The organism is Kribbella sp. NPDC031520, assembly GCF_055580825.1.
The window spans coordinates 631502-644965 of the sequence record NZ_JBVIKS010000006.1; the positions used below are offsets into that span (position 1 = coordinate 631502).

Annotated in this window: 13 protein-coding genes, 1 other RNA gene and 2 pseudogenes; 7 read left to right on the top strand and 9 right to left on the bottom strand. The window is 69.2% G+C overall.

Going from position 1 to position 13464, the window contains the following annotated elements; translation table 11 throughout:
- Positions 1–94 precede the first annotated feature (94 nt).
- The 4 genes from ACZ5BU_RS31935 to ACZ5BU_RS31950 are packed head-to-tail and all read left to right on the top strand — an operon-like array spanning position 95 to position 4555.
- The gene (locus ACZ5BU_RS31935; RefSeq protein ID WP_465704155.1) at positions 95–1222 is read left to right on the top strand and encodes a Nif3-like dinuclear metal center hexameric protein; all 1128 of its coding nucleotides are present in this window, start codon (positions 95–97) and stop codon (positions 1220–1222) included.
- Positions 1223–1981, top strand: a complete 759-nt coding sequence (locus ACZ5BU_RS31940; protein ID WP_465704156.1) for a zinc ribbon domain-containing protein — start codon at positions 1223–1225, stop codon at positions 1979–1981. It abuts the gene before it with no gap.
- Positions 1978–3105 carry a bifunctional RNase H/acid phosphatase gene (locus ACZ5BU_RS31945; RefSeq protein ID WP_465704157.1) on the top strand — a complete coding sequence of 376 codons (1128 nt, stop codon included), beginning with the start codon at positions 1978–1980 and terminating at the stop codon, positions 3103–3105. The genes ACZ5BU_RS31940 and ACZ5BU_RS31945 overlap by 4 nt, the downstream gene beginning before the upstream one ends.
- A 4-nt stretch (positions 3106–3109) precedes the next feature.
- Positions 3110–4555, top strand: coding sequence for an RNB domain-containing ribonuclease (locus tag ACZ5BU_RS31950; RefSeq protein ID WP_465704158.1), 1446 nt, complete (start codon positions 3110–3112; stop codon positions 4553–4555).
- On the opposite strand, the gene ACZ5BU_RS31955 is transcribed toward ACZ5BU_RS31950, so the two are convergent.
- Entirely contained in the window at positions 4544–5101 is a 558-nt protein-coding gene (locus tag ACZ5BU_RS31955; RefSeq protein WP_465704159.1) for a TetR/AcrR family transcriptional regulator, read from the bottom strand. The two genes, ACZ5BU_RS31950 and ACZ5BU_RS31955, sit on opposite strands and share 12 nt — an antisense overlap.
- A 52-nt stretch (positions 5102–5153) precedes the next feature.
- Between ACZ5BU_RS31955 and ACZ5BU_RS31960 the strand changes: the two genes are divergently transcribed.
- Positions 5154–5639 (top strand): GNAT family N-acetyltransferase, encoded by a 486-nt coding sequence (locus ACZ5BU_RS31960; protein ID WP_465704160.1) that lies wholly within the window; start codon positions 5154–5156, stop codon positions 5637–5639.
- On the opposite strand, the gene ACZ5BU_RS31965 is transcribed toward ACZ5BU_RS31960, so the two are convergent.
- Both ACZ5BU_RS31965 and ACZ5BU_RS31970 read right to left on the bottom strand, forming a co-directional pair.
- Positions 5636–6781: an alpha/beta hydrolase gene (locus ACZ5BU_RS31965; protein WP_465704161.1), complete on the bottom strand. Its 1146-nt coding sequence runs from the start codon at positions 6779–6781 to the stop codon at positions 5636–5638. The genes ACZ5BU_RS31960 and ACZ5BU_RS31965 overlap by 4 nt on opposite strands.
- 45 nt (positions 6782–6826) lie before the next feature.
- Complete coding sequence (locus tag ACZ5BU_RS31970) at positions 6827–7183, bottom strand: hypothetical protein (protein WP_465704162.1); 357 nt, start codon at positions 7181–7183, stop codon at positions 6827–6829.
- Between the two features lie 81 nt (positions 7184–7264).
- On the opposite strand from ACZ5BU_RS31970, the gene ACZ5BU_RS31975 reads away from it, so the two are divergent.
- Complete coding sequence (locus tag ACZ5BU_RS31975) at positions 7265–7999, top strand: DUF899 domain-containing protein (RefSeq protein ID WP_465704163.1); 735 nt, start codon at positions 7265–7267, stop codon at positions 7997–7999.
- 37 nt (positions 8000–8036) lie between these two features.
- On the opposite strand, the gene ACZ5BU_RS31980 is transcribed toward ACZ5BU_RS31975, so the two are convergent.
- The 4 genes and pseudogenes from ACZ5BU_RS31980 to ACZ5BU_RS31995 all read right to left on the bottom strand — a co-directional run.
- Positions 8037–8480 (bottom strand): hypothetical protein, encoded by a 444-nt coding sequence (locus tag ACZ5BU_RS31980; protein ID WP_465704262.1) that lies wholly within the window; start codon positions 8478–8480, stop codon positions 8037–8039.
- Positions 8435–8659 (bottom strand): annotated as a pseudogene (locus ACZ5BU_RS31985) (hypothetical protein); the annotation flags it as partial. The pseudogene ACZ5BU_RS31985 and the gene ACZ5BU_RS31980, both read right to left, overlap by 46 nt.
- The gene (locus ACZ5BU_RS31990; protein ID WP_465704267.1) at positions 8583–8786 is read right to left on the bottom strand and encodes a hypothetical protein; all 204 of its coding nucleotides are present in this window, start codon (positions 8784–8786) and stop codon (positions 8583–8585) included. The gene ACZ5BU_RS31990 and the pseudogene ACZ5BU_RS31985, both read right to left, overlap by 77 nt.
- A 269-nt stretch (positions 8787–9055) precedes the next feature.
- Positions 9056–9337: pseudogene (locus ACZ5BU_RS31995) on the bottom strand (TROVE domain-containing protein); the annotation flags it as partial.
- Positions 9338–9595: 258 nt separating this feature from the next.
- Between ACZ5BU_RS31995 and ACZ5BU_RS32000 the strand changes: the two are divergent.
- Positions 9596–11728, top strand: a complete 2133-nt coding sequence (locus ACZ5BU_RS32000) for an HNH endonuclease signature motif containing protein (protein ID WP_465704164.1) — start codon at positions 9596–9598, stop codon at positions 11726–11728.
- Positions 11729–12647: 919 nt separating this feature from the next.
- Here the strand turns inward: ACZ5BU_RS32000 and rnpB are convergent.
- Both rnpB and ACZ5BU_RS32010 read right to left on the bottom strand, forming a co-directional pair.
- Positions 12648–13057, bottom strand: an RNA gene (gene rnpB, locus ACZ5BU_RS32005) — RNase P RNA component class A.
- 10 nt (positions 13058–13067) lie between these two features.
- On the bottom strand, positions 13068–13436 hold the full coding sequence (locus ACZ5BU_RS32010; RefSeq protein ID WP_465704165.1) for a DUF952 domain-containing protein: 369 nt from the start codon (positions 13434–13436) through the stop codon (positions 13068–13070).
- Positions 13437–13464: the final 28 nt, after the last annotated feature.

Consider the following 13464-nt stretch of genomic DNA (forward strand, 5'->3'; position numbering starts at 1 on the left):
ACACCGGTACCGGCGGACATGGTCGTGGCGGGGGCACCGGGCGGTTGCCCCCGTCACGATCCATGCGCTGGCAGGGAATGTCAGGATAAGCGTCGTGACGACGCTAGGCGATGTGCTCGCGGTCCTCGATCGGCTCTACGACCCCGCCTGGGCGGAGGAGTGGGACGCCGTCGGTCTGGTGACCGGCGACCCGGAGCAAGAGGTACGGCGGGTGCTGTTCGCCGTGGATCCGATGCGGGCCGTGGTCGACGAGGCGATCGCCGGTGGGTTCGACCTGCTGGTCACGCACCATCCGCTGTTGCTGCGCGGCGTGAACAGCGTCGCCGCGACGACGCCCAAGGGCCGGGTGATTACCGACCTGATTCGCGCCGGTGTCGCTTTACATGTCTGTCACACGAACGCCGACAACGCGAACCCGGGTGTGAGCGACGCGCTCGCCGCCGCGATCGGGCTGCGCGACACCCGCCCGCTGAAGGCGATGCCGGCCGAGCCGATGGACAAGGTCGTCGTGTTCGTACCGGTCGCGGAGACGCAGGCGATGCTCGACACACTGTCGAAGGCCGGCGCCGGCCGGATCGGCGAGTACGAACGGGCCGCCTGGAGCGGTACCGGTGAGGGCACGTTCCGCCCGCTGCCGGGCGCGAACCCGACGATCGGCACCGTCGGCGACATCGAGGTCGTACCGGAGAACCGGCTCGAGATGATCCTCCCGCGGAGCCGGCGCCGCGCGGTCGTCGAGGCACTGGTCGCGGCTCATTCCTACGAGGAACCGGCGTACGACATCTACGAGCTGGCGCCCGCGCCGAGCGAGCGGGGCGGCGGGCGGGTCGGCGTACTCGAGGAACCGTTGCCGCTCCGAGAGTTCGCGCGGCTGGTCGCGGAGAGTCTGCCGCGGACCGAGCACGGGGTGCGGGTGGCCGGTGACCTGGACCGGATGATCGGGACCGTCGCGGTGGTCGGGGGAGCGGGCGATTCCGAGTTCGCCCGGGTCCGCGCGGCCGGCGTCGACGCGTACCTGACCGCCGACCTGCGGCACCACCCGGCGACCGAGGCACAGGCGTACGGCGACCCCGCGCTCGTCGACGTGGCGCACTGGGCCAGCGAATGGCCGTGGCTGCAGGATGCGGAACGCCTCCTGCTCGAAGGTCTCGCGGCCCGAGGCAGTACCGTGGACACTCACATCTCAACACTCTGCACGGACGCCTGGACGCTGCGGATCTGAGTGAAGGAGCCGACTCTGAACGCCGAGCCCGCCGTCCAACGCCGGCTGCTGGACCTGCAGGATCTCGACCTGCAGCTCGATCAGGTCGCGCACAAGCGCGCGTCGCTGCCGGAGCACCAGGCGCTCAAGGAACTGGCCGCCGAGAAGTCCGTGGTCGACCGCGAACTGGTCACCGCCGACACCGAGGTCAGCGACCTGCAGCGTGAGCAGAAGAAGGCCGACACCGATGTCGAGCAGGTCCGGCAGCGCCGGACGCGGAACCAGCAGCGGCTCGACTCCGGTCAGGTCACCTCACCCCGCGACCTGGAGAACCTGCAGCACGAGATCGGCTCGCTGGACCGGCGGATCTCCGACCTGGAGGACAACGAGCTCGAGGTGATGGAGAAGCTCGAGGCCGCCGAGGTCGTGCAGGCCGACCTGCGCGCTCGCGCCGAGGCCTTCGCCGGCCGGCAGACCGAGCTGGAGACCTCTCGCGACGCCGCGATCAAGGAGCTCGACGAGCAGCGCACCGGGCTCGCGGACAAGCGCGCCGTGGTCGTGGCGGAGTTGCCCGAGGGGCTGATCGCGCAGTACCAGCGGCTCCGTGAACACAACGGCGGCATCGGCGCCGCGCCGCTGGTCGGCAAGCGCTGCATGGGCTGCCGGATGGAGCTCGCACCGTCCGACCTGAACGCGATCAAGGCCGCGGCACCAGATGCGGTACTGCGGTGTGAGGAGTGCGGCCGCATCCTGGTCCGGACGGCGGACAGCGCGGTATGACCTATCAGCACGTCATCGTCGAGGCTGACGGTGGATCGCGGGGGAACCCGGGGCCGGCGTCGTACGGTGCCCTCGTCCGGGATCCGGTGACCGGGAAGGTCATCGTCCAGCAGGGCAAGACGATCGGGATCGCCACCAACAACGTCGCGGAGTACTCAGGCCTGATCGCGGGGCTCGAGCTCGCCGCAGAGTACGCGCCGGACGCGTCGATCGAAGTACGGATGGACTCCAAGCTGGTCATCGAGCAGATGGCCGGGCGGTGGAAGATCAAGCACCCGGACCTGCAGCCGCTGGCGATCAAGGCTCAGGGTCTCGCGCCGTTCGGGACCGAGTGGACGTGGGTGCCGCGCGCACAGAACGCCGCGGCGGATGCGCTGGCGAACAACGCGCTCGACGGCGTACCGATCCCGCTGCAGCCGGCCGATGCGCAGGTGCCCGCGGCGCAGCCGGTCGCCCAGCCGACCGATCAGCAGAAGGCGATGCGTGGTTGGGGTGGCCCCGCGGAACCGCCGACGCACCTGATCTTCCTGCGGCACGGCGAGACGCCGCACACCGCGGAAAAGCGGTTCTCCGGTTCCGGCGGCGACGACCCGTCGCTGAGCGAGAACGGCCGGGCGCAGGCGGCGGCTGCCGCGGCGTACCTGGCTCGGCTGGGCGGGATCGACGCAATCGTGACGTCTCCGATGCGGCGGGCACAGGAGACGGCGGCCGTGGTCGGGGCCGAGCTCGGGCTGGACGTCGTCGTCGACGACGGCTGGATCGAGTGTTCGTTCGGCGACTGGGACGGGCACACGTTCGCCGAGGTGCAGGAGAAGTGGCCGGACGCGCTGAACGCCTGGATGGAGTCGACGACGGTCGCACCGCCCGGCGGTGAGTCGTTCGACGCGTGCGCCCGGCGGGCCCGCGCGGCCCGCGACGGTCTGCTCGCGCGGCACCCGGGCAAGACGGTCGTCGTGGTCACCCACGTCACCCCGATCAAGCTGATGGTCCGATCGGTGCTCCAGGCCCCGATGTCCTCCATCTTCCGGATGGAACTCCGCCCGGCGACCATCACCGAAGCCCACTGGTACGCCGACGGCCTGGCGTCGCTCCGCTCTTTCAATGTGGTGCCACAGCTAGTCTGACCCCATGCCGCTGCAGAGGGTTCGATTCGCCGAGGGTGTGCCGGAGGTCTTCCGGGCGTCGTTGCAGGACATCCGCCGGGAGCAGGAGGTGCCGGCGGAGTTCCCGCCGGAGGTGACCGCCGCGGCGGTGCGGGCTGCCCAGAACCCGCGGCTGCCGGAGCTGGACCGGACCGACCTCGAGTTCGTCACGATCGACCCGCCGGACTCGATGGACCTCGACCAGGCGTTGCACATCGAGCGCAACGGCAGCGGCAACGGTACCGGCTTCACGGTGTACTACGCGATCGCGGACGTGGCGGCGTACGTCCAGGCCGGCGACCCGATCGACACCGAGGCGCGGCGCCGGGGCGAGACGTTGTACGCGCCGGACAAGCGGACCCCGCTGCACCCGCCGGAGCTGTCCGAGGGCGCCGCATCGTTGCTACCCGACCAGGTCCGTCCCGCACTGCTGTGGACCGTCACCCTCGACGCGACTGGGGAGATCACCGGGGTCAGCTGCCAACGGGCGCGGGTCAAGTCGCGGGCGAAGCTCAACTATGCGGGCGTACAGCAGGACCTCGACGCGGGTACGGCGTCGGAGTCGCTGCAACTGCTCGGCGAGGTCGGGCAGCTCCGCGAGCAGCGTGAGCTCGAACGCGGCGGCGTGAACCTGCCGATCCCGGACCAGGAGGTCGTCACCTCCGACGGCGGCTGGGGACTGGAGTTCCGCGCGCCGCTGCCGGTCGAGGGCTGGAACGCGCAGATCTCGCTGCTCACCGGGATGGCCGCCGCGCAGCTGATGATGAAAGGGAAGATCGGCATCCTGCGCACGCTGCCCGAGTCCCACGACGACCTGCGCCGCAAACTCGGCAACACCGCGAAGGCACTCGGGATCGACTGGCCCGCGGACCTGTCGTACGCCGAGTTCATCCACGGGCTCGACCCGAAGGTACCCGCGCACGCGGCGATGCTGGCGGCCTGCACGGTGCTGTTCCGCGGCGCCGGCTACACCGCCTTCGACGGCACCGTCCCGGACAAGCCGCAGCACGCCGCGATGAAGGCGGAGTACGCACACGTCACCGCGCCGTTGCGCCGGCTGGTGGACCGCTGGGCCGGGGAGATCTGCGTCGCGCTGTCGGCCGACGTCGAGGTACCGGCCTGGGTCCGCGAGTCGATCGAGGAGATCCCGAAGATCATGGACGACGCCGACCGGCGCGCACACGCGTACGAACGGTCGATCGTCAGCATGGTCGAAGCGGGCCTGGTCGCGGACCACGTCGGCGCCTCGTTCGACGGCGTCATCACCGACGTCGACGAGAAGGACCGCAACCGCGGCATCGTCGCGCTCAGCACGCTCGCGATCGAGGGCCGCGTCACCGGTACGGCACTCCCGCTCGGCCGGCAGGTCCGCGTCAAACTCGTCGAGGCCGACATCGCCAAACGGACCGTGGCCTTCGAATTAGTTGGCTAGGTAGTCCTCGACCGCGGCGGTCGTCCGTTCCAGATCACCTGTCGCGAGCAGGTCGATCAGGGCGCCGCGGAGCATGGCCAGTACGGCGGTGCGGCGGGCCTCGGTCTGGCCGGGTTCGCTGGCCTTGAGGAGTTCGAGCCAGTCGTCGACGGTCGAGCGGGCGAAGTCTGCCCACGGTCCGCCGGGTGCGACCAGGGAGCGGCCGTACGCCTCGACCCAGAACGTCATCAGCGGGCGGCGTTCGGGTGCGGCCAGCCAGATCCACAGTTCCCGGGCGATCACGGTCAGCCCGGGCGGGTTGTCGTACCGCTGCTCGGTCTGGCGGAGGAGTTCGAGCTGCTCGGCGCGACCTCGGGCGAGCAGGGCCCGGATCAGGCCGTCCTTGCTGCCGAACAGGAACAGCAGGACGCGCGGGCTGGAGCCGATCGCGCTCGCCAGCGGGCGCAGCGACAGGTCGGCCAGCCCGTGGGTGAGCGAATAGGAGTACGCGCGCTCGAGCAGTTCTTGCTTGCGCGCGGAAGGAGGAGCTTCCGTTGTGGTCGGCACAAGGCTAGTATTGCTCACTGAAACAGTCGTGTCAGTAGATCGGGTAGGGTTGATGACGAAACTGATCAGGAAGCTGGGGCAGCCCGGAGACCTCGGCTGGGTCGTGCAGTCGCACGCGGAGATCTATGCACAGGAGTACGGCTGGGCCGTTGCGTACGAGACGCTGATCGCGCAGATCGTGGCGCAGTACGCGACCGACCACGACGACGAGCGCGAGGCCGCCTGGATCGCCGAGGTCGACGGGGAACGGGCCGGGAGCATCTTCTGCGTACGGGGGCCGGACGAGACGACGGCGCAGCTACGGCTGCTGCTCGTGACGCCGGCGGCGCGCGGGCTGCGGCTCGGTGCGGAGCTGGTGGACACGTGCCTGGAGTTCGCACGGTCGGCCGGGTACAAGCGGATGGTGCTGTGGACGAACGATCCACTGGTCGCGGCGCGGCACGTCTACCTGTCGCGAGGCTTCCGGCTGACGGGTTCCGAAGTACACGAGATGTGGGGCGATCGTCTGATGGGACAGACGTACGAGCTGGATCTCTAGCTCTTGCACATCGGTGCGCCGGGTGCTGCAGTCTTGTAGATCACGTGGGAGAGGAAGGTGTTGAGGTAGCCGTTCGTGACGGTCAGGGCGTGCCGCGGGTCGACGCTGCCGAGCGGCAGGAACCTCCGGAGCGGATAGGCGAGGTAGTACACGCCGTAGTCGGTGAAGTTGAAGTGGCGGGTGCCGGGGATCGTGGCGCACCACGACGTACCGGTACTTGCCTTCAGCAACGACAGGGCGCGGTCGCGGTCGGTGTCGTCCTTGGCGTCAGGGCCGCAGACGCTGGTGATACAGGAGTTGTCGGCGCCGAGCAGCATGATCGGTGCCTTCACGCCCTTCTTCACCACCTCGCCGAACTGGCTGCCGTCCAGGTCGACCGCGCCCGCGCAGCGTGCGTCCAGACGGCAGGCCTCCAGCGACGCGGCGCCGCCGAACGAGTGGCCGACGTACGCCGGACCGACCGCGGGCTCGACCGAGTTCGGCAGCTCCTTCGCGACCATGCCGGCCGCGAACCGGGCGTCGGCGGCCCAGACGCCGACGAGATGGTCACCGACCTGCTGCGAGCTCTCGCTGCTGTCGCCGAGGTTCGACGGGTTCGCCTCGGGCTTGCTCGTCACGACCTGACCGCCGAGCACGGTCAGGTTCGCGCTGTACGTCGGGGTGACGCCGGCGACCAAGTAGCCGTGACTGGCGAGGTCCTCGGCGAGGGCGGCGTACATCGGGGCGGACAGGCCCATGCCCGGCATCAGTACGACGACCGGGAACTTGCCCGGCGCGATCGCGACCCGGTCGAGGGCGCGGTCCTGGAGGGTGTCGAACGGGCCCTGGAGGACCGAGATCGGGGCCTTCAGGTGCAGCCCGTTCCAGTCGTCGGGCGCGTACTGCACGTGCTGGCCGGTGGTCGTCTTCGCCACCGGATACCAGACCCAGACGGCGAGCCGGCGCGGACCGTCCGCGTACGGATCACGGCGCCGCGCGTCCGTCCACTCGAACGTCCGCCGCCCGACCTGAAACCCACCGGTCGTCTCCGGCAACGAAACCGGCTCGGACCGCTGCACCAGCACCCAGCCCACATACCCGGCCCCACCCAGCAACAAGATCAGCAGCAGGATCACGACCCCAGTACGCACCCGCCTCCGCATACCCCAACCTTCTCACTCCGATCGGGTCCACCCGAGGACCAACATTCAGCCTCGGACAGATCCGGTCCGAAGTCCCCACTCGCCCGCGACTGCGAACACTCTTGCCCGGCCCGTCGGTGAGGTGGCCTTCGCGCGCTCCGGTCCCGCATGCCCGCCGCCCAGCACCACCACAGCGCCCATGACGCCCACCGTCCGGCCGTTGCCGTCGAGCACCGCGACCGACGCATCACGTCGGGCCACCGTGCAGCCCGGCGGCCAGGCGACCTCGACGAGACGCCCGCCTGACATGACGCCTACACAGTTCGACACCTCGTCCACCGTCAACGTTCCTTCGAGGCGGGCCGCCAGGTTCTTGGCCGGGCGCTCCTGGAGGATCAGCCGCGGCAGTTCCTCGGTTGCCACGTCCTCGATGGTACGGCGATGTCGAACCTTGGGGGACGGCTCCGACGTATCGGGTGTTAGTTCTGACTGAGGAGGACTGGGATGGGTTTGCCGGATGTGGTTGGGCGGGACGAGTGGCTGGTGGCGCGGCGGGAGTTGCTGGCTGCGGAGAAGGAGTTCACGAAGCAGCGGGACGCGTTGAACTCGCGGCGGCGGGAGTTGCCGATGGTGCTGGTGGACAAGCCGTACGCGTTCACCGGCGCGGACGGGCCGGTCGAGCTGGTGGACATGTTCGAGGGGAGGCATCAGCTGGTCGTGTACCACATCATGTACCCGCCGGAGTGGGACGCTGCCTGCCCGAACTGCACCGGGTTCGTCGACGAGATCGGGTCGACGCGATACATGGGCGAGGCCGACACCACGTTCGCACTGATCTCGCGAGCGCCGTACGAGAAGCTCGCCGCGTACAAGGCCGACCGCGGGTGGGAGTACCCGTGGTACTCGTCGAGCGAGAGCGACTTCAACTACGACTACCACGTGACCTTGGACGAGTCCGTCGTACCGTTCGAGTACAACTACCGCTCGAAGGCCGAGTGGGACAAGCGGCCGAACGCCGACTTCGTCCAGCAGGAACAGCCGTTCGACCTGCACGGCCTGAGCTGCTTCCTGCGCGTGGACGAGCAGATCTACCACACGTACTCGACGTACGGACGCGGTCCCGACGCAATGACCTTCACCGTCACCGCCCTGGACCTCACCGCCCTCGGTCGCCAGGAGCCCTGGGAGAAACCGGCCGGCCGCGCCGTACCGCCGCCGCACGACGAGCACTGTCACTGAGCGGCCGGCGGGCGCGTGGCGCAGCGCGCCCGCCGGCTCAGCGGGCGAAGTCGGCGATCAGCCTGGGTACGGCGCTGTCGAAACCGGACACGTCCAGCATCCCCGGATCGGACGGGTCGGCGATCGTCCGGCCGTTCGCAGTCATCGCGACCACGATCAGCCGGGCGTCGATCCCCATCACCCGGCGGTACTGCCGCAGGGCGTCGTGCGGGTGAACATCGCCGTACCAGGTCTCGGTGTCGGTGTAGATGACGAGCGTGTCGATCGCCAGCTTCCGCCGGGTCGCGTACAGCATCGGCAGCGCACAGTCCGTTGCACCGAACGACAGTTCGGACACCGTGCGGATCGCATCGTCCAGCCGCTGCCGCGGACTGATCGCGAGCCGCGTGAGCTCGGTGTCGCTGAACGTCCGCTTGCTGGTGAACCAACGATCTCGTACGACGCCGCGGTCGCGGCCGTGACGAGCGCGAGCGCCGCCGATGCCTCACGGCAGCTGATCGGCAGACCCGACACCGGTGAGCCCATCGAGCCGGACACGTCCAGCGCGAGCAGGGTCCGCTTTGCCGGTCGGCTCGACCGCGTCCTACGCGTTGTAGAACGTGGCGTCGAGCGCGTCCACGATCGGACTCGACGGCGTCCAGGTCTGGGCACCACGAGCACCGTGACCGCCGGGATAGGTGCGCTGGGCAACGAGCACGCCGACCGGGTGCACGCATGCCTTCCGCAGCCGGGCAGGATCGCTGAGCTGGTCCGCGACGATCCGTGTCCACGGGCCGAGCGGCTCCAACAGGCCCAGCCGGGGTGAGGCGGGGGAGTTGCCGGAGCAGCGCGGTCTGCGGGAGGCCGTTGGCGAGCAGGGCTTCCCAGATCTGCGGCTCGTTCAGGAAACTGGTCGGGGATCATCTCCGAGCGGAGTGCCCGGTTGAGCGCGATCACCTCGGCGACCGCGGTGACATCGGTCGCGGCCTGGATCCGCTCGAACGCCGCAACGAGCGGGAGCGCCGACAGGTCGTTGGGTCGGCCATGGATCCAGTCGAAGAGCTCACGCCGTACGGGCTCCGTCGTCCTGGGGTGCGAGAGCCGGAGCAGGTCCGCGTGCGACCAGCCGTTGCGCTGACGGTACTTGAGCACCTGGTAGGCGAGCGCGTCGACACTGGGTCCGACGTACCAGTTGCCGATCGCGCGGCGCGTACCACGACCCCACCACCAAAATTGCTCCAGGTAGCCCGCGAACGTGAACAGGTGCGTACCGGTACGCGCCACCAGCGGCACGGCGGCCAGCGCAGCGCGACGCCCGTCGTCATCCCCGAGCTTGGCTGCGGCCGCGAGCGCGAACAAGACTTGGAGCCCGCAACACTCCTCTTATCAGGTGATAACCGATCAAATCCGGCCCACCTGGGCTTGTCTTCTGCCGTCAACTGTGCGGGTCCGTGCGGGGTCGCCGCCACGCATTGGAGAGCTGTTGCTATTGGCAACCGTCTGGTCCGCTGTGGACAGCGGGACCGGCCTGTGGATAACTGGTTGTTCTGGATATCCTTGAAAACAAGGGCTTCTGGCGTTGGAAAACTGTCGGAGGGCGTGTCTAGAGTTGTGGGCATGGAGATCCTCGGCGCACGACCCGTCTGGTCGATGAGCGACAGCGAAAAGTTGTCGGCTCTCGATGCGGCCGTCGCCGAGCACGCCCGGATGCAGACCCTGATCTGGCAACTGACGACCTCGCTGGACTCCACCGGCAACGCCAAGGAACTGGGTGCCACCGACACCGCCCGCTTGTTGTCGGACCGGTACCGCCTGGACCTGAAAGACGCCCGCCGAGAGGTCCGCCTCGCCAACCGCCTGACGACGTACACGGTCACCGGCGCGGCCCTTCCCGACCCGGCTGTCCCATTCCAGAACCCCGCGCACGCCATCGCCGACGAGCCCGCCGCCGATCCCCCTGATGCATGTGCCACCGACACGGATGCCGGTGCCAGTGCCGCGGATGACGCCGACGACGGTGCCGATACCGGGGATGCCGATACCGGGGATGCCGGTGGCGCGGATGCTGCGGGCCGTGGCTGGCGGGTGAGCCCTGCCCAGGCGGCGGCGATCGTCTCGGTCCTCGACCAGGTCCCGAACACCGTCCCGGCAGCAGACCTCGCTGTCGCGGAGCGGGAGCTGATCGGTCTGGCCGCCACCCACACCCCGGCACAACTGCGCCGCGCCGGGCGCCGGATCCGCGACATCCTCGACCCCGACGGCCCCGAACCCGACGAGAAAGCCGCCTACGACCGCGAGTCCCTCAGCCTCCAGAACGCCGACCGCGGCGTGAAGTTCCACGGCTACCTCGCCAACGAGAACGCCGAACTCCTCCGCACCCTGATCCACGCCCACGCCCGTCCCCACAAAACCTTCGACGGCGAACTCGACCCCCGCCCCCTCACCAAACGCCAAGCCGACGCCCTGACCACCATCCTCAACACCTCGGGCCAATCCGCCCCGACGCCCGCGGGCCGTACACCCACCACCGCCACGAGCACGACCATCACCCACACGACCGGCCACACGGCTCAGGACGGGAATGGCGACGAAGCCGGACTCGCGGCCGCAACCGAGACTCGCACAGCCTGCTCCTCCAGCTATTGCGACGTACTACCGTTCCCGCCCAGCCGATCAGCCCAACCAGGTGGACCCGAACAACCCACCGGGACCGACCCAGGTTCACCTGCAGGCGCAGTCGAGGACGCCCACAACAACGCGCCCGAAAGAGCCCACTGGAATCCCCGCAACGACGTCATACCCGGCCACGGCCCGAAGCCCCACATCAGCGTCACCATCAACTACAACGACCTCATCGCCGCAACCACAAACGCCACCGCCAACGTGACCAGCCACGCCGGCGGCCACGGAACCGGGGCGCTGGTCTTCGGCGACGACCTGTCCGCCGCGACCGTCCGCCGGCTCGCCTGCGACGCCGAAATACTCCCCATCGTCCTCGGCACGAAGTCACAACCCCTCGACGTCGGCACCACCCAACGCCTCGTCACCCGCCCCATGCGCCGCGCCCTCAACGCCCGCGACAAAGGCTGCATCATCTGCGGAGCGCCACCCGCCCGCACCGAAGCCCACCACATCATCCACTGGGCCGACGGCGGCCCCACCGCCATCACCAACCTGGCCCTGCTCTGCAAACGCGACCACATAGCCGTCCATGACGGCCACTGGCAGATCCGCATCCTCAACGGCGTCGTCCAAGTCACCCGCCCCACCTGGACCAACCCCAGCCACATCCCACCCGGCAAATACCAACCACCCACCGCAGAAATCGTCCACACCCCACTTACCCCGATAAACCCCTGGGACGACGACCAACCCAACCCACGCACCAACCCACCGCCGCCCCCACACCCTCCGCGTGACGCCGACGTGCCGACGTCACGCTCCAGCCCACAACCCCTTGTCCCGCACGACCCCTGGGGCGACGACAAGGTGCCTACTCCGTCCACCAGCCCGCCAGCACTGGTCCCGGACGATCCGTGGGGTGAGGAGGAGTTGGCCGCGCCGCCCGCATCGACAGCCACATCGGACGACGACTTGCGTACGCGACGTACGAGCCCACGACCGCTGGTCTCGCATGAGCCGTGGGGTGACGACGAGGTGCCTGCACTGCGAACCAGCCGACGACCGCTGATCCCGCTCGACCCGTGGGGCGATGACGAGCTGCCTACGCCGGCCGCGTCGGCTGGCTGATCGGACGACGACCTGCCTGCGCCACGTACGAGCCGACGGCCGCTGGTTCCGTGCGAGTCGTGGGGCGACGACGACCTGCGTACGCCACGTACGAGCCCGCCACCGCTGGTCCCGCATGAGCCGTGGAGTGACGACGAGGTGCCTGCCTGTCCTTCGCCGCCACCTTCGCCGACTGCGGCACCGACGATCCCGGTGCCCGCTCCGACCGCAGTGCTCGCATCGCCGACCGATCTCCGCCTTGCCGCGCTCGTCTCCACGATCGACGGTCACCGCGCTCCAGCTGCCGGCCGCGTCCCAGACGACCACGTCTGCGGCGCTGTCCTGCACTGGGAACCAGCCCACGACCGCTGATCCCGCTCGACCTGTGGGGCGATGACGAGCTGCCTACGCCGGCCGCGTCGGCTGGCTGATCGGACGACGACCTGCCTGCGCCACGTACGAGCCCACGGCCGCTGGTCCCGTACGAGTCGTGGGGCGACGATGACGTGCTCACACCGCGCACCAGTTCAGGACCGCTGGTTCCGCCCGATCCGTGGGATGACGAGGAGCAGCCCATGGCACCCGCGACCTCGGAACCACCGAACCCGATCGTCACCGGCGGATTAAAGCGCACGGGACCATGTCGTCGCCGACCCCAGTCGATGCGGGCGCCAACAGCGCTTGCCTGTACGACCGGTCGCGCAGGCCGGTATCCGACGATCGCTCATGACCGATCCGGCTTCGCGCCCGTCCGTGTGTCCATCGTCGGCATACATCAGCCGCCGAGTCGTGGCGATCGGCTGTCGGGCTGATCGTCGAGTCGTGGATTCGGGTCGTCCGCGAGCGCCGGTTCCCACGACTCGGCGTCGCCTCCGGCCCCGGTGACTCGGGCCGGCGAGGCGGACGCGCGGGAGGTGGGGTGGGGTGGGGTGGGGTTGGGGGAACGGGTCGGTGCGTAAGCCGGATTCTGTTGAAGGCGATCATCCATCTACGGTGACCGTTGCCGGGCACCTCCAGCGGCCTACCCGCGAGCTCGGGCGGGCCGCCCTCGAACGCTCGCGCGGGCGATGGTTTCCCGCCGCCCTTCTTGGCCTTGCTCCACGTGGGGTTTACCTAGCCTCCGCAGTCACCTGCGGAGCTGGTGGTCTCTTACACCACCGTTTCACCCTCACCCGCACTCTGGTGAACCACGGGGTTCACCGGAGCCGCTGGCGGTCTGTTCTCTGTGGCACTGTCCCGCGGGTTACCCCGGGTGGGCGTTACCCACCACGCTGCCCTGTGGAGTCCGGACTTTCCTCGGCGCCCCGATCAGCAAGCTGAACAGGACGACGCGATCGCCCGACCGACCCGTTCCGTACCTTCAGGATACGGCCTCGGCCGACACCTCCGGCCACAGGCCGTCCGGTCCGCGGTGGTACGGCCGTACGTCGACCACCGCGTCCAGGTTCAACGGGCCGTAGATGTGCGGGAAACTCATCCCGGTCCCGTCCAGGTCCTCGTCGCACAAGGCGGACACCAGCCGCGCCGTGTCGATCACCAGCAGGCAGAGCGGTACGTCGACGTCGTCGTACGCGAAGTTCGCCACCATCGCGACCTGTTCGGGGCGCGAGGCGTGGATGAAGGTCGCGCCGTCGTCGAGGCTCTTGCCGCGCGTCGACCACCGGTAGCACCCGGCCTCGACCGCCGCCTCCCACTGCTCCGGGAACGCGATGTGAAAGATCGTCGCCATAAACCCAACGCTAGTGCCTGCGCGGGTG